The sequence below is a fragment of the Exiguobacterium sp. S22-S28 genome (assembly GCF_043359615.1).
Lineage (GTDB): Bacteria > Bacillota > Bacilli > Exiguobacteriales > Exiguobacteriaceae > Exiguobacterium_A.
In genome coordinates this window covers 257158-274790 of sequence record NZ_JBHFFC010000014.1, presented here as the reverse complement: position 1 = coordinate 274790, position 17633 = coordinate 257158, and the positions used below count along the sequence as shown (strand labels likewise).

Below are 17633 nucleotides of genomic sequence, written 5' to 3'. Positions count from 1 at the left end.
GTGCTACTGGAAGCAAGTTGCTTTTTGTCTGGTATTAAGACGTTTGTTCGATTTTTTTGATCAGTCGGGATTGGCGGCGTTGCCAGATGACAGAACCAATCAAAGTCACAGCCAGGAACAAAAGTCCGAGCATGAACGGATAAAGAATGTTGACATCATATAACAGTCCGGCCAGTGTCGGACCGAGGACGTTTCCGATGCTCATGTAGGCGTTGTTCATCCCCATCGCAAATCCTTGTTCGTTTCCGGCGAGTTTTGAAATCATCGTGTTCAAAACAGGACGCAGGATCGACGTCGCAAGGAAGATGACGAGTGTGACGGCGAAGAAGCCGCCGTAACTTGCTGTCAGGAGTGACAATAAGAAGCCAAGCGTCGCGATCAACAGGAAGATGTTCAAGACCTTGCCTTCGCCGAGACTGCGGGACAGTTTATCGACGACGAAAATCTGAGCAATGACACTGATGATTCCGGTCGACGTCACCATGATGGCGATGTCTTTTGGAGAGGCGCCAAATTGATTGTCGACGAACAGACCAAGAACGGACTCATAGGCCATTAAACCAAAACTCATGACCAGTGTGATGACGAGCGGGACGAAGTACGGTTTATGGAACGACGCTCCGAGCTTGCTCCACATCGACCCTTCGTCGGATGCCATCGCCGTCGCGTCATGGACGTCACTTTCTTGAAGAAGGATGACACTGAATAAGACGGCCAGAAGCGAAACGAGTGCCGAAACAAGTAACGGCAACTTCAGATCAAACTCGGCGAGGAAGCCGCCGATCCCGGGACCGATGACGATTCCAAGTGACATGGCAGCCGAGACATAACTGTTTCCTTTTGCCCGTTGATCCATCGTCGTGATATCCGCGACGTAAGCAAAAATCGCCGGAATCAACAGTGCTGCACCAACACCGCCAATCGCCCGTGAAATGTAGAGGATGGTGACGGAATTTGAAAAATAAAAGACGAACATCGATAAGGTCAGTCCGATCAAACCGTAAATGATCATCTTGCGGCGACCATACTGATCCGCCCATTTTCCGGCAACCGGTGACATGACGAGCTGTGCTCCGGCAAAGATGGCGATCATCAAACCGGCAGCAGTACCGCCTTGACCGATCGAGGCTAGGTAAGCGGGCAGAATCGGAATGATGATCCCGAAGCTCCCGACGGCGATGAACATGTTAATCATCAGGACCGTTAATTTTTTACGTTGATCCGCTTGCAAGGGGACCCCTTCTTTCTGCACGCTGGTGTAAGCGTTTATTTGACATACCTTTACTATCTTAGTTTCAAGAGAAAGACCGTGTCAATTTTATCGATCGTTTCATTAAAAAAATATTCTTCCTGTACAAGATAACAAAAAAGAGTCTGCTTTTCGCCATTCCGTTTGGGGAGGGAATAGGAAAGCAGACTCTTATACGTCTATGGGGCTTGATTGGCGCGAGCAGGGGTAGCTCGCAAAATGCGCACCGGATTAGAAGTGCGTTAACTTGTCACGTGCAGCCGTTCGTTTTTTCAGCGGGGGAATCAGTGCAGGCCATCCGAACTGAATGACTCCTGCGACACGTTCATTGTCGGAAGCACCAATCATAGCGGCGTAACCATCCGTAAACCAATGTTTTCCGCTTTTCCAACAACATCCTAAGCCGAGTTCTGTCGCAAGGAGTTGCATGTTTTGAATCATGGCGGCGGTCGCGAGCAAATCTTCCATCTGCTGGTCGTCTGTGCCGTTCACTTCATACAAGACAGTCAGATAGACCGGAACATCAGCAAATTTTTGACGCATCATCTGTCGTTGTTCATCTGTTTTTTGATCCAGTTGTCCCCGTTCAGTCAGCAAAGTCATCAATTGGTCGACATACCGGACTTGGCTTTCTTCGTTTGCAAGGACAAATCGCCAAGGTTCACGCAGTTTATGTGTCGGAGCGTAAATGGCGGCTTCAAGAATTTCTTCGATCATCTCGTTTGGAATAGGCTGATCCGTATAGGCACGGACCGACCGGCGATCTAAAATCAGTTGTCGTGCGTTCATCGTGATCATCTCCTGACGTAAGTACTCTTAGAATATAATTGATAACGATTATCATTGTCAATGGGTAATTAAAAAACGCCGATTGGATTCAGCGTTTTTCAGGGGTGGACGATAACTTTTTCTTCAGTTGGTGAATCCGGAGCAAGGCAAACAAATAATGGGCAAAATAAAGTGTAAATCCGAAGAACAAAGCCATAACTGCACTGATTTGCACACCGGGAACGACCGTCAAATTGACATATAAGAGCAGAGCCATCGAACAAGAATAGAGCGCCGCCTCAAGTAACTGGGGCATCATTCGATTTTTTTTCAAGAAAAAGGAACGAACAACGGGTAAGATGACCAGACTGACGAGGCGGTCGAGCAATCCGATTACAAGAATACTGATAATGATGGACAAGGGACCTTCAAAATACAACAAGGTAGGGAATAGAACATACGAAACGAGCAGCAGTGGTCCAATCAGCAGGAAAATAGACACCGAAGCCCGGAAAAAGATAAACAGACTGTTGATACTGGTTAAAAAGGCTTGAGCGACTTTTTGTGACCAAGATGAGGGGCGTCCAATTTGCCAAGCAAAACAACAGGCAAAGATGAAGGCGTAAAACTGTAGAAAGGCAACCATAAAGCATCTCCTTTTGAATATGAAACTCAATGACCCTAGTGTAGCGATTTTATGAAAGAAGTGCAAAGCCGAATGACTAAAACCCCGTCGACGATGTGTCGTCAACGGGGTTTTAGGAAAGTCTTAATCCAGATTCGGTTCTTTTTTCCCGTGCAGGAAAAGTGACAAGAGCAAGGCGAGTGCAGATAAGACGGTCGCGACCCAAAAGGCATCTGTAATCCCTGTGATGGTCGCTTGTTTCGTCAATTGAGTCATCCAGCTGACAGAAGCAGCTTGTGGACTGCCTAATTGCTGACCGAGTTCATTCAAATGTTGTGAAAGCGTCGGATCGAGTGTCGTGAACTGATTCGCGTCATCGGCGAGATGAGCCGTCGTTTGACGTGTCATGACAGTGACGAGAATGGCTGTTCCGATCGAACCCGCAACTTGACGCAAGGTATTTTGTGTCGCATTTCCGTGTGGAATCATCTTCATCGGCAATGCGTTCATGCCGGCTGTCATAATCGGCATCATGATGAACGCCATACCAAATGACCGGAGCATATAAATACCCATGATGGAGTTATACGACGTATCCATATCCAGTTGAGTCAATTCCCACGTTCCGTATGTCATTAACGTTAATCCAAAAATGGCGAGTGGTCGAATACCGAATCGGTCAAACAATCGACCGGCAATCGGTCCTGTAATGCCCATGATGAGTGATCCGGGCAACAACAAGAGACCGGAATCAATCGGAGAGAACCCGCGAATGCTTTGCAGATAAATCGGGAGCAGGAGCATTCCGCCGAACAGAGCCATCGTAACAATGACGTTGATAAACAGAGTAAATGAAAATTCAGGAACTTTCAGAACACGAATGTTCAGCATCGGATCGTCCATTGACAGTTCGCGAAGTGCAAATGCCGCAATGCCTAAAATTCCGATCAAAATGGTACTAACGACAAGCGGACTGTCCCAGCCGTCGTTGCCGGCTTCACTGAATCCGTACAGCAGACTTCCGAAACCGATCGTACTGAAGACGACGCCGAGCGCATCGAATTTAGGCTTCGACAACGGTTGGACCAGTTTGAACCAGGCAAGACCAAGTAAAAGTGTTAATAATCCGAAGAAAGCCATGGCGTAAAACATGACATGCCAATCATAATTTTGAATGACGTATCCTGTAATCGTCGGACCGACTGCCGGAGCAAGAATCATTGCGATTCCGAGCATCCCCATCGCAGCTCCGCGTTTGTGAGGCGGAAACAGCGTCATGAAGACGTTTGATCCGAGCGGCATCAAAATACCGGCACCTGCAGCTTGGACGACTCGGCCGATCATCATGACCGGGAAGTTCATGGCCATCGAACAAATGACGGAGCCGAAAAAGAACAAGCTCATCGAGACGAGGAACAGCTGACGGAACGTATAACTCCGCATTAAAAAGGCGCTGATCGGAATCAAGATTCCGTTGACCAGCATAAAGCCGGTCGTCAACCATTGTGCCGTCGATGTCGAAACATTAAAATCGTTAATTAAGACCGGTAAAGCGACGTTAATCAACGTTTGATTTAAAATAGCAATGAACATCCCGATCAAGAGAACGGTCAGGACTTTTGGAATGCTGATATGTGCTGTTACGAGCGGTGCACGTTCTTGGACCGGTGGGCCCGCAGCCAAAACCGGTTCCGTGTCGTCAACCATGACGGCACCGGATGCATCTGGTGCAAGCGGTACCGGACGCGAACGGCGGACGATCAGATTGACACCGATGATTGTGACAACCATGAACGCGATATATCCAAACAGAAAGGTCGTAGACATAGATGTCCCTCCCTTAATCCTTATGAATGCGGACGGTCACATTCATACCAGGTCGAATGTCGAGTGATTTTTCTTGGGACAGAGAAACTTTGACAGGAATGACTTGAGCGACTTTCGTGTAGTTGGCATTCCCGTTTGAAGACGGCATCATCGAAAAAGTTCCAGCCGTCGTCATTCCGATTTGCTGAACTTCGCCGGATAATGTCGTATCCGGATAGCTGTCGACATAAACATCGACAGTTTGTCCGACCTTGACTTCGTCAATGTCTGTTTCTTCAATGTTGGCAGTCACCCACAGCTCATTTAAATTAAATCCGTAAGCAAGCGGCGTACCTGCACCAACAACACCGTTCTCTGTCGCCATCGACTGAACGACTGTCGCTTTTGCTGGCATCGAAATCGCTGTGCTGACCGGTTTTTGACCGGCTTGTGCCATCATGACATGACCGAGTGTCGCATCACTGTCGAGTGTTTGACCGGTCTTAGCTGTCCAGTCCGTCAATTTACCGGCACCCGGACTTGCGACCGTAATCATTTTACCGTCGATTTTGGCATTTTCTGTTTTGACGTAGCTTGTCGCTTGGTCGTAATAATAATAGCCGACTGCGCCTCCACCGATTAAGACAACCAACGTCAAAATATTAATCAATACTATTTTCTTCATGTTCATAATGTAACTTGCATCCTTTCTTTCTATAAAATTGGCATAAAAAAGACTCCTCTGGAGAGGAGTAATTAATATAGTTAATTATATGGAGGATGAATCAACAAACAACCGACAATTTCCGACAAAGTGTTGGAAAAGTCAATGAGAGCGGATACACTATGAAAAAAAGGGAGGATCAACTATGAATCCAGAACGAGACCCAAGACCAAAACGGTCACGTGACCGTATCACCAAAGAATTGTTTCGTTTACTTGATCATCATCCTTTTTCAGCGATTACGGTCAAAATGTTGACAGAAGGGGCAGCGGTCAATCGTTCGACCTTTTATGCCCACTTTACGGATAAGTACGACTTGATGGACAAAATCGTCGATGATCATATGGAAAAGTTGACGGAAGCGATCCGGATTCAAGGAATGGTCTCACCGGATTATCCTTCCGTTGAAAAGGTCAGCCGTTATTTTGAACGACTGTTTGTCCATATTGAACAAAATGAACATTTTTACCGGACGATGTTTTTACAAGGTCCCATTAAAACGTTTATTTCTCGCTTTTTAGATACGTTAAAAGAAAACTACCAACGGGTATTTGAAGCGCAACCGGCGAATGAGGCACGGGTAGTCGATCAAGACTTATTATTGAACTATGTGATCGGCGGACAATTGGGACTGTTGATTTCCTGGCTGCGGAACAATCGTCCGTACTCAGCCGCTTATATGGGCGATCAATTGAGCCGGATGATTGTTTTCGGAACTGTCGAAAGCATCGGTTTTCCGAATCGGCCACAAGATTTCGGCTGAAAAAACCGCCCGATCCTTATAAAAAGGATGGACGGTGGAATCAGGCTTGTTCGAGTTCGAGTGTTTTCGTATAGACAGTACTCCGATTCCGTCCTGATTTTTTGGAATAGTACAGCGCCTTATCGGCTTGCTGCAAGGCCTCTAGAGAAGTATAAGAATCGCTGGAATGGGCAATTCCGAGCGAAATCGTGATTTGAAGTTCAGGAACACTTGTGGTCGGGAACAGGTTTCGAGCAACTGTCATTCGAGCAAGTTCCGCTATTTTTTTCGTTTCTTCAGCTGAGGTATCCGGTAAGATGATTAAAAATTCTTCGCCGCCATATCTGCCGACTAAATCATCCGGTCGGACAAGCGAGGCGAGAGTCGTACCGAGCTGTCGTAAGACATCATCCCCGGCATCATGACCGTATGTATCATTTACGTGTTTGAAGAAGTCGATGTCAATCAAGATCAGTGAATAACCATCTTCAGCAGAACCGACAAGAGACAAGGAATCATCAAGACGACGGCGGTTGGCAAGACCAGTCAGTGCATCCGTCATCGCCAATTTTTGCTGGTATTGGATATTTTCGAAATGACGTCGAAGTTCCGCCAACAGCTGATAGGTCACATAACCTGCCAACAGATTAAAAAAGATATACGCGACCGATATTTTAAAGAACGTCGACCAACTATTCGTTAAAAGATAAATGGCCGGCAGAGAGTAAAAGATACCAATACCGATCATTAACTCGAAGTTCCAAAACGTCATGCGGACGTAACGCCGGACGATGCCGATCGTTCCGATGAACAATCCGATGACGACCGTCGAGACGATGACTCCTTCCAACTGATCGGCAGGCGTTAACAAAAAGCGGGTTCCGATGATCATCAGACCGGTGATGATAGCACTCGGCAATCCACCGAACATCATGGCGATAGCAACCGGAATAATCCGTAAGTCGATGCGGGCGACATCGATTTGAATGCTGTTGAACATGAGAAGGACTGAAATGAGTCCGGCTATGCCACCTAAAATCAAGCGAGTCTTCAAATGTGTTTTAGGGGTGATCCTTGGCTGATTCCGAAAAGGTAGGAATAAGAGAGTGATCGTTGTAAACAATAGACAAAAGTTAATGATGAAATTATTCATGATGGACAACAAATCCTCCCAGCTCCTCTTAGCAACGTTTCTAATATACGCTATGTAATCATATGCACTATGTAATCTACTCCTCTTAATAACGGCAAGAAATGGAAAAATGTTTAGCCTGTCGAAAAAGCAATAAAAAAAGGCGAAATTCACAGTCAAGTGAACTTTGCCAAAAAATAAATCCATTATTTTTTAAAAAGCTTTTTTTAGGAAGAAACTGTCTCTTCATCCATGGTTAAAAGAATCTTATCGAACACATGAACCATGATGTTCAGCTCTTCTTCCGTCAATGTACCGAATCGTTCTTGCAGATACTTCCGGCGAACGATTTCGAGTTCGCGGAAAGCGGTCTCGCCTTGATCCGTCAACGCTAAAACAATCGATCGTCGATCGTCTGTTGAACGGGTCCGGGTAACGAATCCTGCTTTGTATAAGCGATCGGTCAAAGCCGTCACCTGACTTGTCGCAAGCTCAAACTGTTCTGCGAGTAGAGTCGGACGCTGGGGGCCATTTTCGGACAGACTGCGTAAAATGAAAAACTCACTTCTTGTCGCGGTTCCTTCAAATAATCGGTTCAGTTCACGACGCAATGTCCGGAGAATGACACGCATTTGTTCCTCTAATCGGTAGGTCAGTTGATCACGTTCTTGTGGCATTCAAGCAACATCCTTTCTTTCAGTTAACTTCTATTGTTTAGTGTACTAAAAAATACGGAATTTTACTATGTATAGGGGCTATTTCAAAAAAAGAATTGACAATTTAAAGACGTTTTGTGTAACATGACGAGGTAATCAAGAAATTATAATCAATTTAATTAGTTCTCACTCAACCAGTGGGATGGAGGTTGCAGTTCTTATGAGTACAGTCACGGATGTCGTCAAGCGGCAGATGAGGTGATTGAAAAGGAAGAATTGCCGAAATCAGTCATCGCTTTGAAGATGATCGATTGGGATTAGATCGAACAGGTCTAATACTGTCACAAGTCGGGTATGACTTGTGGGGAGCTATCTTTCACGACGGTAGAATGGGGCGCATCCTTTTTACTATGTTGCGTTCTCATCTTCCTTCTGGAAGGTGAGGGCGCTTTTTGTTTTTTCAAAAAGTGTCCTCTCAAAAAATTTAAGAAGAGAGAAGCGAATGAGATGAATACTTTACAACCCAAAAGAAAACTGGATTCAACAGAAGAAGGATTAAAACGCGGCTTACAAGCCCGTCATATGTCAATGATTGCGATTGGTGGCGCCATCGGAACCGGTTTGTTTATTGCATCCGGTGCATCCGTTGCAGCTGCCGGTCCGGGCGGTGCCTTATTATCCTATGCCGTCGTCGGACTGATGGTGTACTTTTTAATGACGAGTCTTGGTGAGATGGCAGCCTATATGCCGGTCGCCGGTTCATTCTCGACGTACGGTGCGAAATTCGTTGATCCATCGTTTGGTTTTGCCTTAGGTTGGAACTACTGGTACAACTGGGCTGTCACGATTGCCGTCGAGCTTGTTGCAGCACAAATCGTCATGACGTACTGGTTCCCGGACGTACCTGGTTTCTATTTCAGTGCTATTTTCTTGTTGTTGATGATTGGTTTAAATTTCTTCTCCGTTAAAGGTTTCGGAGAAGCAGAATATTGGTTTGCGATGATCAAAGTCGTTACCGTCATCATTTTCTTGATTGTCGGTGTTGCAATGATTTTTGGTGTCTTCACATCGGAAGCACCGGTCGGCTTTAAAAACTTTGCGTTAGGTGATGCACCGTTCGTCGGTGGTATTCCGGCTGTGATCGGAATTATCCTCGTCGCCGGCTTCAGCTTCCAAGGAACCGAACTCGTCGGAATCGCGGCGGGAGAATCGGAAGATCCGAAAAAGAACGTTCCGAAAGCCGTCAAACAAGTTTTCTGGCGGATCCTGTTGTTTTACGTCTTCGCGATTTTTGTCATCGGGATGTTGATTCCGTATACGAGTCCGAACTTAGTGTCGAATGATATTACGGATGTAGCCGTCAGCCCGTTTACACTTGTCTTTGAAAAAGCCGGACTCGCGTTCTCAGCAGCATTAATGAACGCTGTCATCTTGACGTCCGTCTTATCAGCCGGAAACTCGGGGATGTATGCCTCGACACGGATGCTGTACACACTGGCACGTCAAGGCGACGCACCAAAAATGTTTGCCAAAGTCTCAAAAAACGGTGTACCACGTAATGCCTTGCTCGCAACCGGAGCCATCGGCGCACTCTGTTTCCTGACATCGATGTTCGGTGGTCAAGTGTATCTGTGGCTGTTGAATGCATCCGGTATGACCGGTTTCATTGCGTGGCTCGGTATCGCGATCAGCCATTACCGGTTCCGCAAAGGGTTCCTTGCGCAAGGCCATTCGTTGAGCGACTTGCCGTACGTTGCGCCAGCTTTCCCGTTTGGACCGCTCTTTGCCTTCGGACTTTGTTTCCTTGTCATCGTTGGTCAAAACTATGCTGCGTTCCTAGCGGATCAAATTGATTGGGTCGGAATCGCTGCAACGTATGTCGGTATTCCGTTGTTCCTTGCCTTCTGGTTAGGTCATAAATTTAAAAACCGGACATCGGTTGTTCCTTATTCAGAAATGGAGTTCCCGGAACATCCGCGTCCATAATCAACGGTCATCCTTTTTAAAGGGATGACTTTTTTTGTGCAAAAAAATCAATCTCCTTAAAATAATTCTGAAATATTGTTTTGAAGAAGTAATAAAAAGGAATCATATAAACAATTGTTTGGGTCAAAAAGGGGAGAAGGGGAGAAAACAATGAATACATATGATTTAATTTTGACGCTGGGATCGGCAGCCTTTTTTATGGCACTTGTCGCTTACGTCTCTTACCGGATGACGCGGGGAAAAACGGAAGGGATTGACGAATATTTTTTGGCGGGGCGCGGATTGAGCGGCGTATTCATTGCCGGCTCTTTGCTGTTGACGAATTTATCGGCAGAGCAGTTAATCGGCTTGAATGGACAGTCGTTCGTAGGCAACATGTCGAGTATGGCGTGGGAAGTGACGGCCGGCTTTGCAGCCATCATCATGGCGATTTATTTACTTCCGAAGTTTCTCGGGATGGGGATCTCGACGTTACCGGAATTTTTGAGTCAACGTTACGATGAGACCGTACGGCGTATGACGGTCTTGCTGTTTTTACTCGGCTATATGTGTGTCACGATTCCTTCGATGCTGTATTCCGGAGGGATTGCCGTCTTACAATTGTTTGACGTACCGGCTTTGTTTGGACTTGGGTACACGGAGTCGCTCTGGATTGTAATTTGGATTGTCGGCATCATCGGAGCCATTTACGCCATCTTCGGTGGATTACGGGCTGTCGCTGTATCGGATACATTAAACGGTATCGGATTAGTCATCATCGGATTTTTAGTGCCGATTCTTGGATTCTTTGCTTTAGGGGACGGCAATATGCTCGCAGGGATGAAACAAATTGCAACCGTCCATCCGGAAAAGTTAAATGCCATCGGCTCATCGGATGATGCGGTACCCTTTTTCTCCATTTTCACCGGAATTTTGTTCGCAAACTTATTTTATTGGTCGTTGAATCAATATGTCATTCAACGGGTGCTCGGTGCAAAGGATTTAAAAGAAGGACAAAAAGGCGTATTGATGACCGGCTTTTTAAAGTTGTTGGTGCCAGTGTTCATGTTAATTCCCGGGATTATCGCGTTTCACTTATACGGTGGCAGCTTAGCGAGCGGTGATTTGTCCTATCCGAAACTGATCACGGAACTCCTGCCGGTCTCCTTGATGGGCTTTTTCCTGGCAGTGTTGCTAGGTGCTGTGTTCAGTTCGTTTAATTCGTTGCTCAACAGCATTGCGACGTTATTCGTTCTCGATATTTATCAACCGGTATTTGCCAAAGACGCCTCGGAAAAACAGTTGATCCGGGTCAGTAAGATATTCGGAACCGTTGTGGCGTTGATTTCGTTCATCGTTGCGCCTTTCCTCATGTACGCACCGGATGGATTGTGGACGTTGATTCGTCAATTTACAGGGTTCTTTAACATTCCAATTCTAGTCATCGTTTTGATGGGCATGTTCATGCGGACAATCCCGCCGATTGCCGCTAAAATCGTCATCGTGTTTCACGTCATTGCCTATTACTTTTTTGTATTTGGCCTCAAACAGATTTTCGGATGGGATCACGGCATCAGCTACATTCACGGGTACGGCATTTTACTTGTCATCGAAGTCCTGTTTATGGTCGCAATGGGGAAATACCGTCCGACGACAGCGATCAAGAAAATGTACCGTCGTGGTAACGTCGAGTTGACGCCGTGGAAATACGCGATTCCGGTCTCGGTCCTGCTGACGTCATCCATCGTCTGGATGTATGTCTTATTTTCAAAAATCGGTGTCGCTTATCCGGATGGTATCGTATCGAATTGGTTCTGGCCGATTACGCTTCTGTTGGTCGTAACAACGATGATATTGTGGCGGTATGCCTTGAAAGCATGGAATACGCGTTATGCGGAATATCTCGAAGAATACAAACGTGCGCAATAATGTCACTACGGGGTCGGGAAATCAAGTAAGATAAAAGAAAAAACGGAGGCGACCCTAGTGAATTATTGGTATCACTTTAAACGAGCATTCATTCCAATTGCGATTCTGCTTGTGACGTTAGCAATTTATCAGATGCTTTACCGGATGAACAATATTTGGTATTCGCTCGGTGGATTAATTTTAGTGTTTGCCGCGATTTATTTTGTCATGCGGCGCTTAAAAGCGAATCCCGAAGATTGACTGAGCAAGATAGTAGGGTGGCAGACCAGAACGCGCTAAAATAGACCTATACAGAGGAGGGGAAGCTAGATGGCAAAAGCAATATTCGCAGGTGGCTGTTTTTGGTGCATGGTCAAGCCATTTCATAAATATGATGGTGTCGAACAAGTCATTTCCGGTTATACAGGTGGTCATACAGAAAACCCGACTTATAAAGAGGTCTGTTCTGAAACGACGGGACATTTAGAAGCCGTAGAAGTCACGTATGATCCATCAGTCATCACGTATGAAGAGTTACTTGAAATTTTTTGGCGCCAAATCGATCCGACGGACGGCGGCGGACAGTTTAACGACCGTGGTCAATCGTACGAACCGGCCATTTTTTATGTCGATGAAGAACAAAAACAAGCGGCAGAACGTTCGAAAGCGGCACTTGACGCATCCGGTCGTTTCGCACGACCAGTAGCAGTCGACATCCGTCCGGCAAAACCGTTTTGGCCGGCAGAAGAATACCATCAAGATTATTACAAAAAAAATCCGTTCCGCTACCAAATGTATAGTGTCGGATCGGGACGTGCCAAGTTTGTTAAAGAAGCTTGGAAGGATCAAGGCAAGGAACAGGAATTAAAACAACGTCTGACGCCGATCCAGTATAAAGTCACGCAGGAAAACGGAACCGAACCGGCTTTCCGCAATGAGTATTGGGATGAGGAGAGACCAGGTCTTTATGTCGATATCGTCGATGGAACACCACTCTTTACGTCAAAAGACAAATTTAATTCCAATTGTGGATGGCCGAGTTTCGCAAAACCGATTTCTGAGGATAAAATGGAAGTCGAACTGGATACGACGCACGGCATGACGCGGACAGAAGTGCGTTCTGCCAATGCAGACAGCCATCTTGGTCATATCTTTGACGATGGTCCGACGGAACTCGGAGGTCTCCGTTACTGCATTAATTCGGCAGCACTCCGGTTTATTCCGGTAGAAGAGCTTGATTCGGCAGGATATGGGGAATATAAAAAACACTTCGAATGAAGGTAACAGGCAGACAGCAAAGCGGATTCGTTTTGCTGTCTTTTTTCTAGAAAAGGAGGTATTTTATGTTCACACGGGTCTATGAAGAAATTCGACAGTTAACGATTGCAAAGGTGCTCGATTTTTACGATCACGAAATTCGGGGACTGGATGAAACAGCACGACAAGTGAAGTATCAAAAGATGAGCACCAGCCCGTTTCTTTTTTTCCGTGGCAGCTCCCATTTGTTTTATTATGATTTGACACGGATTCCGCTCGGGTTTGATACGCCGGCTGAGACACCAACCTGGATTCAAGGTGATCTCCACTTCGAAAATTTTGGGGTCCACGGCAATGCCAAGGGCGAAATCATATATGATGTCAATGACTTTGATGAAGGATATCTCGGTTCTTATCTGTATGATCTCATCCGGATGGCGGTCTCCGTTCAATTGTTCGCGAAAGAAGCAGGGTATGACGCAGAGCCGGCCATTGCAGCTTATATTCAACACTACTTAGATGACTTACGCCAATATGCTAAAGGAAAAAATCCAAGCAAGGTCTGTTTTACGATTGATAATACAAAAGGACCAATCCGTAAACTGATCAAAAAAGCAGAGAAAAAGAAAGCCGAATTACTGGGAGAGCGGACGACTGTCGTCGACGGACAACGCCAGTTTGTCGACTTACCGGATATGAAGCGACTTGATGCCTCGACTTATGCAGCGATTGAAGCCGTTTGGCCGGAGTACATCGCATCGATTGACCCCGAAGATCGACAAGAGGATGGGTTCTACGATATTAAGGATATCGTTTCCAAACTCGACAGCGGGACAGCTTCGATCGGTCTTGAGCGTTACTACATTTTGGTCGAAGGAAAAGGCGGGGAGCATGAAGACTTGATTCTCGAGATGAAGCAGGCCCAATCTTCTGTCCCGTCCCTGTTTGTACCCGTCTATTTGCAGGAGGTGGAGACGGTTCACCAAGGTCGTCGCATCATCACCTCGCAAAAGGCGATGCAGGCACATGAAGATCCGTATCTCGGTTACGTGACGATGCAAGGAAAAGAATATTATGTACGGGAACGTTCGCCATACAAAAAGAAATTGAAAGCAAAGCACATCAAAAGCCAAGATGACCTCGAAAACGTCCTTTCGATTCAAGGTCAAATTACCGCCAAAATCCATGCACGGGCCGACATGGATGCAGGAATTGATATGAATGTCTTAAACCATCATGCGGACGTCGTCATCATTGAATCGATTGGTGTATCAGATGCGGAATTCACCCGACAAATTCAACGGTGGTCAAGTGCCTATGCAGCCCGGACAACGCTTGATTTTCAAGTGTTTTTAAGTTGGTTAGCAACTCGTTAAATACTATTTTCGAAGATCTTTTTTTAGACAAAGATTCCCGCTGAATACCAGTTCATACTGGTTGGAGAGGGAATTTTTTTTAGCTTTTCAAATTATGTAAGCGAAACGCAATTTATAAATAGGTCTAATGACCTATATCAATTTATCTGAAAAATTCGTAAATTTTGTGTTAAGTAATTGCAAAACATTTTTTGTAATTCGAACTAAACACACAACAGGGGGAGTATCATCATGAGTTTGACGCGGAAAAAAGATGTTTCCGCTATGATTGCTGCGAGTCAGCGCAACAGCGGACTTGCTCGAAATCTTGGCGCAATGGATTTAACGTTTTTAGGAATTGGCGCCATCATTGGTACGGGGATTTTCGTCCTAACCGGAACAGGAGCATTGACAGCAGGACCTGGTCTTATCGTTTCATTCATTTTATCTGCCATTGCTTGTGGGTTAGCAGCTCTCGCTTATGCGGAGTTCGCCTCAACGATTCCGGTCAGTGGTTCCGTCTACACGTACACATATGCAACGATGGGTGAAATCTTTGCCTGGATCATCGGTTGGAACTTGATTTTGGAATACGGACTGGCCTCGAGTGCCGTTGCGGCAGGGTGGTCCGGTTACTTCCAGTCCTTACTCGGTGGATTCGGTATTCATATCCCGACAGCACTCTCAGCAGCTCCCGGCGCGGTAGAAGGCGCCAAAACATTCTTCAACTTACCGGCCTTCCTGATTTTACTTGCGATCACAGGCTTGTTATCGATGGGAATCAAGGAAACAAAACGTGTCAATAACATCATGGTTGTTATTAAACTCGCCGTCGTTGTTCTCTTCATCGTCGTTGGTGTCGGCTATGTTGAACCGACGAACTGGGCACCGTTTACACCATTCGGTTGGGGTGGCGTCTTCTCAGGAGCAGCCATCGTCTTCTTCGCTTACATCGGCTTTGATGCCGTCACATCAGCGGCAGAGGAAGTACGTGACCCGCAGAAGAACTTACCACGCGGAATCATCGGTTCGTTGGCAGTATGTACAGTACTTTACGTCATCGTTGCAGCAATCATGACAGGGATCGTTCCTTACCAACAGTTTGCTGGTGTCGATCATCCGGTGTCACTCGCTATTCAAATGGCAGGTCAAAACTGGGTTGCCGGCTTCATCGATTTAGGTGCAATCCTCGGTATCACAACCGTCATCATCGTTATGACATACGGGATGGTTCGCTTGGCATTCGCTATCTCACGTGACGGAATGTTCCCGAAAGTGTTCTCAGAAGTACACCCGAAATACCAAACACCGTTCAAAGCAACATGGATGATTGGTCTTGGCAGCGCGACAGTTGCTGGATTCGTTCCACTTGATGTCATCGCAAACCTCGTGAACATGGGAACTCTTGCAGCGTTCGTCTTAATCTCAGTCGCTGTTTTGATCCTTCGCAAAACACAACCGGATCTCCCACGGGCATTCAAATGTCCAGGTATGCCGTATGTGCCGATTGCAGCGATCGCTTCTTGTCTCTTCTTGATGTTCAACTTGAAACTCGAGACGTGGATTGCATTCCTCATCTGGCTTGCGATTGGACTTGTCCTGTACTTCGCGTTTGCTCGAAAGAATTCAAAATTGTCTCCAGAAAATATGCCGGCAGCTGAATTTGCAGCTTCGGACGATAAATAAAAAAATGCGATCCCGAGAGGGGTCGCATTTTTTCTGTGATGACTTCAACTAAAGAAGAATTCCGTCAATGATGCATTAGAGTACTGGAATCGAGCTTTTAATTCGAACAGCATCAAATTCCCGCTTGATACTTTCGTTGGCTTTAGCTTCTTCTTCCGCTGACCACCCAAGTTCACTCCGCATCAAGGCGAGTACACCGTCAGCATGCTTTTCAGCATTCGGGAAATCAAAGAAGACGGCAGAAGCGCGGCGGTTCAAGAAGTCGCCCGGTTGCATGACGAGTTCCGCTTCGAGTCCGTACAAGAGTCCACCAAACCAGTGCAACGGCAATTGATAGCGTTCAGCTTCGCTTCCGCGCGAACGAATCAATTCAAAGACGCGTTCGACGTCCGTGCCGTAACGTTGAATCAACCAAGTCGCTTCTTTCGGCGACAGTCCAAGTGCTTCGCCTTTTGGTTGCTGTTCTTTTAAATAACGGGCAAATCCTTTACTGCCGTCGGGATGTCCGCCACCGAGTAAGATGTCATGGGTCCGCGAGGCCAGATAAATGCGATTTTCTTCATCTTTGAACTGATCCGCGACCATGTCGATGATCCGCTCGGCCATTTTCCGATACCCCGTCAATTTACCGCCAGCGATAGACATCAAGCCGGATTTTGAGACGAAGATTTCGTCTTTCCGTGATAATTCGCTCGGGTCTTTGCCGTCTTCGTGAATCAGAGGCCGTAATCCGGACCACGTCGATTCCACATGTTCCGCCCGAAGTTCGACATTAAACATTTGATTCGTCGCATCCAAAATATAGTCCCGGTCTTCTTCCGTGACACCCGGCTCAAGGATATCCCCTTTATAGTTCGTATCCGTCGTACCAACATACGTCTTGCCTTCACGTGGAATGGCGAAGATCATCCGTCCGTCTGCTACGTCAAAATAGACCGCTTGTTGCAACGGGAAGTGGGCTTGATCGATGACGAGGTGAATCCCTTTTGTCAGGTGAAGTGATTTCCCGGCTTTTGAACCGTCTTTTTCACGCAACTCGTCGACCCATGGACCGGTCGCATTGATGATTTTTTTCGCACGGATCGTGTACGTCTTCCCGCTTAAGACGTCCTGGACTTCGACCCCGACGACTTTGCCGTTATGGTAGACAAGCGACTCCGCTTTCGTGTAGTTGACGGCACGTCCGCCGTATCCGACCGCTGCTTTTAAGACCTCGACCGTCAGTCGGGCATCATCCGTTTTGTATTCGACATAACGACCGCCCCCGACGAGATGTTCTGATCGTAAAAGCGGTTCATACCGAAGCGTTTCTTCTTTAGATAACATCGTCCGTCGTTCATGGCGTCGGACGCCTGCCAATTGATCATAGACTCGTAAACCGATTGACGTTGAAAAACTGCCGAACGTGCCGCCTTCGACAAGTGGCAACATCATCCACTCGGGTGTCGTGACGTGCGGGGCGTTTTCATACACGATCGCCCGTTCTTTTCCGACCTCTGCGACCAACTTGATTTCAAATTGTTTCAGGTAACGTAAGCCACCATGGACGAGTTTCGTCGAACGGCTTGATGTCCCTTCTGCGAAATCCTGCATCTCAATCAACCCGGTCCGCATGCCCCGGCTTTGAGCGTCCAGTAAAATCCCGGCCCCGGTGATTCCACCGCCAATGACTAACACATCAAGCAGTTCCTGTCCCATCTCTTCTAGCCATGCTGTTCGTTCCGTACTTGAAAACATGCATATTTCCCCCTGTTCATCTG

The 17633-nt window shown here is 46.6% G+C and carries 15 protein-coding genes and 1 riboswitch; of the genes, 7 read left to right on the top strand and 8 right to left on the bottom strand.

Annotated elements, in window-relative coordinates:
• Nucleotides 1–34 precede the first annotated feature (34 nt).
• The 5 genes from ACHA8N_RS04595 to ACHA8N_RS04575 form a co-directional block, all read right to left on the bottom strand.
• The gene (locus tag ACHA8N_RS04595) at nucleotides 35–1231 is read right to left on the bottom strand and encodes an MFS transporter (protein ID WP_393964889.1); all 1197 of its coding nucleotides are present in this window, start codon (nucleotides 1229–1231) and stop codon (nucleotides 35–37) included.
• Nucleotides 1232–1480: 249 nt separating this feature from the next.
• On the bottom strand, nucleotides 1481–2038 hold the full coding sequence (locus ACHA8N_RS04590; RefSeq protein ID WP_393964888.1) for a nitroreductase family protein: 558 nt from the start codon (nucleotides 2036–2038) through the stop codon (nucleotides 1481–1483).
• An 88-nt stretch (nucleotides 2039–2126) separates the two neighbouring features.
• Nucleotides 2127–2663, bottom strand: coding sequence for a hypothetical protein (locus ACHA8N_RS04585; RefSeq protein WP_147511548.1), 537 nt, complete (start codon nucleotides 2661–2663; stop codon nucleotides 2127–2129).
• Between the two features lie 123 nt (nucleotides 2664–2786).
• A complete protein-coding gene (locus tag ACHA8N_RS04580) occupies nucleotides 2787–4469 on the bottom strand; it encodes a DHA2 family efflux MFS transporter permease subunit (RefSeq protein ID WP_393964887.1) in 1683 nt (560 codons plus the stop codon).
• Nucleotides 4470–4482: 13 nt separating this feature from the next.
• Nucleotides 4483–5139, bottom strand: coding sequence for an HlyD family secretion protein (locus ACHA8N_RS04575; RefSeq protein ID WP_147511550.1), 657 nt, complete (start codon nucleotides 5137–5139; stop codon nucleotides 4483–4485).
• Between the two features lie 178 nt (nucleotides 5140–5317).
• Between ACHA8N_RS04575 and ACHA8N_RS04570 the strand changes: the two genes are divergently transcribed.
• Entirely contained in the window at nucleotides 5318–5935 is a 618-nt protein-coding gene (locus tag ACHA8N_RS04570) for a TetR/AcrR family transcriptional regulator (RefSeq protein ID WP_393964886.1), read from the top strand.
• A gap of 40 nt (nucleotides 5936–5975) precedes the next feature.
• On the opposite strand, the gene ACHA8N_RS04565 is transcribed toward ACHA8N_RS04570, so the two are convergent.
• Together ACHA8N_RS04565 and ACHA8N_RS04560 are read right to left on the bottom strand one after the other, a co-directional pair.
• On the bottom strand, nucleotides 5976–7067 hold the full coding sequence (locus ACHA8N_RS04565) for a diguanylate cyclase (protein ID WP_393964885.1): 1092 nt from the start codon (nucleotides 7065–7067) through the stop codon (nucleotides 5976–5978).
• A gap of 206 nt (nucleotides 7068–7273) precedes the next feature.
• Complete coding sequence (locus ACHA8N_RS04560; RefSeq protein ID WP_393964884.1) at nucleotides 7274–7723, bottom strand: MarR family winged helix-turn-helix transcriptional regulator; 450 nt, start codon at nucleotides 7721–7723, stop codon at nucleotides 7274–7276.
• Between the two features lie 174 nt (nucleotides 7724–7897).
• Nucleotides 7898–8082: riboswitch (Lysine riboswitch) on the top strand.
• 127 nt (nucleotides 8083–8209) lie between these two features.
• Between ACHA8N_RS04560 and ACHA8N_RS04555 the strand changes: the two genes are divergently transcribed.
• The 6 genes from ACHA8N_RS04555 (at nucleotide 8210) to bcaP (ending at nucleotide 15873) form a co-directional block, all read left to right on the top strand.
• Nucleotides 8210–9688 (top strand): amino acid permease, encoded by a 1479-nt coding sequence (locus ACHA8N_RS04555; RefSeq protein ID WP_147511553.1) that lies wholly within the window; start codon nucleotides 8210–8212, stop codon nucleotides 9686–9688.
• A 150-nt stretch (nucleotides 9689–9838) separates the two neighbouring features.
• A complete protein-coding gene (locus tag ACHA8N_RS04550) occupies nucleotides 9839–11596 on the top strand; it encodes a solute:sodium symporter family transporter (RefSeq protein WP_393964883.1) in 1758 nt (585 codons plus the stop codon).
• Between the two features lie 57 nt (nucleotides 11597–11653).
• Entirely contained in the window at nucleotides 11654–11836 is a 183-nt protein-coding gene (locus ACHA8N_RS04545; protein ID WP_014969226.1) for a hypothetical protein, read from the top strand.
• Nucleotides 11837–11905: 69 nt separating this feature from the next.
• The gene (gene msrA, locus ACHA8N_RS04540; protein WP_147511554.1) at nucleotides 11906–12853 is read left to right on the top strand and encodes a peptide-methionine (S)-S-oxide reductase MsrA; all 948 of its coding nucleotides are present in this window, start codon (nucleotides 11906–11908) and stop codon (nucleotides 12851–12853) included.
• Between the two features lie 65 nt (nucleotides 12854–12918).
• Nucleotides 12919–14208, top strand: coding sequence for a DUF2252 domain-containing protein (locus ACHA8N_RS04535; protein ID WP_393964882.1), 1290 nt, complete (start codon nucleotides 12919–12921; stop codon nucleotides 14206–14208).
• A 231-nt stretch (nucleotides 14209–14439) separates the two neighbouring features.
• Nucleotides 14440–15873 carry a branched-chain amino acid transporter BcaP gene (gene bcaP, locus ACHA8N_RS04530; RefSeq protein WP_147511556.1) on the top strand — a complete coding sequence of 478 codons (1434 nt, stop codon included), beginning with the start codon at nucleotides 14440–14442 and terminating at the stop codon, nucleotides 15871–15873.
• Nucleotides 15874–15948: 75 nt separating this feature from the next.
• Here the strand turns inward: bcaP and ACHA8N_RS04525 are convergent, their stop codons facing one another.
• Nucleotides 15949–17610, bottom strand: a complete 1662-nt coding sequence (locus ACHA8N_RS04525) for a glycerol-3-phosphate dehydrogenase/oxidase (protein ID WP_393964881.1) — start codon at nucleotides 17608–17610, stop codon at nucleotides 15949–15951.
• Between the last annotated feature and the right edge of the window lie 23 nt (nucleotides 17611–17633).

Coding starts and splice junctions, on each gene's coding strand:
- ACHA8N_RS04580 (WP_393964887.1), bottom strand. CDS start 4,469: ATGTCTACGACCTTTCTGTTTGGATATATCGCGTTCATGGTTGTCACA.
- ACHA8N_RS04535 (WP_393964882.1), top strand. CDS start 12,919: ATGTTCACACGGGTCTATGAAGAAATTCGACAGTTAACGATTGCAAAG.
- ACHA8N_RS04550 (WP_393964883.1), top strand. CDS start 9,839: ATGAATACATATGATTTAATTTTGACGCTGGGATCGGCAGCCTTTTTT.
- ACHA8N_RS04585 (WP_147511548.1), bottom strand. CDS start 2,663: ATGGTTGCCTTTCTACAGTTTTACGCCTTCATCTTTGCCTGTTGTTTT.
- bcaP (WP_147511556.1), top strand. CDS start 14,440: ATGAGTTTGACGCGGAAAAAAGATGTTTCCGCTATGATTGCTGCGAGT.
- ACHA8N_RS04565 (WP_393964885.1), bottom strand. CDS start 7,067: ATGAATAATTTCATCATTAACTTTTGTCTATTGTTTACAACGATCACT.
- msrA (WP_147511554.1), top strand. CDS start 11,906: ATGGCAAAAGCAATATTCGCAGGTGGCTGTTTTTGGTGCATGGTCAAG.
- ACHA8N_RS04570 (WP_393964886.1), top strand. CDS start 5,318: ATGAATCCAGAACGAGACCCAAGACCAAAACGGTCACGTGACCGTATC.
- ACHA8N_RS04590 (WP_393964888.1), bottom strand. CDS start 2,038: ATGAACGCACGACAACTGATTTTAGATCGCCGGTCGGTCCGTGCCTAT.
- ACHA8N_RS04525 (WP_393964881.1), bottom strand. CDS start 17,610: ATGTTTTCAAGTACGGAACGAACAGCATGGCTAGAAGAGATGGGACAG.
- ACHA8N_RS04560 (WP_393964884.1), bottom strand. CDS start 7,723: ATGCCACAAGAACGTGATCAACTGACCTACCGATTAGAGGAACAAATG.
- ACHA8N_RS04575 (WP_147511550.1), bottom strand. CDS start 5,139: ATGAACATGAAGAAAATAGTATTGATTAATATTTTGACGTTGGTTGTC.
- ACHA8N_RS04555 (WP_147511553.1), top strand. CDS start 8,210: ATGAATACTTTACAACCCAAAAGAAAACTGGATTCAACAGAAGAAGGA.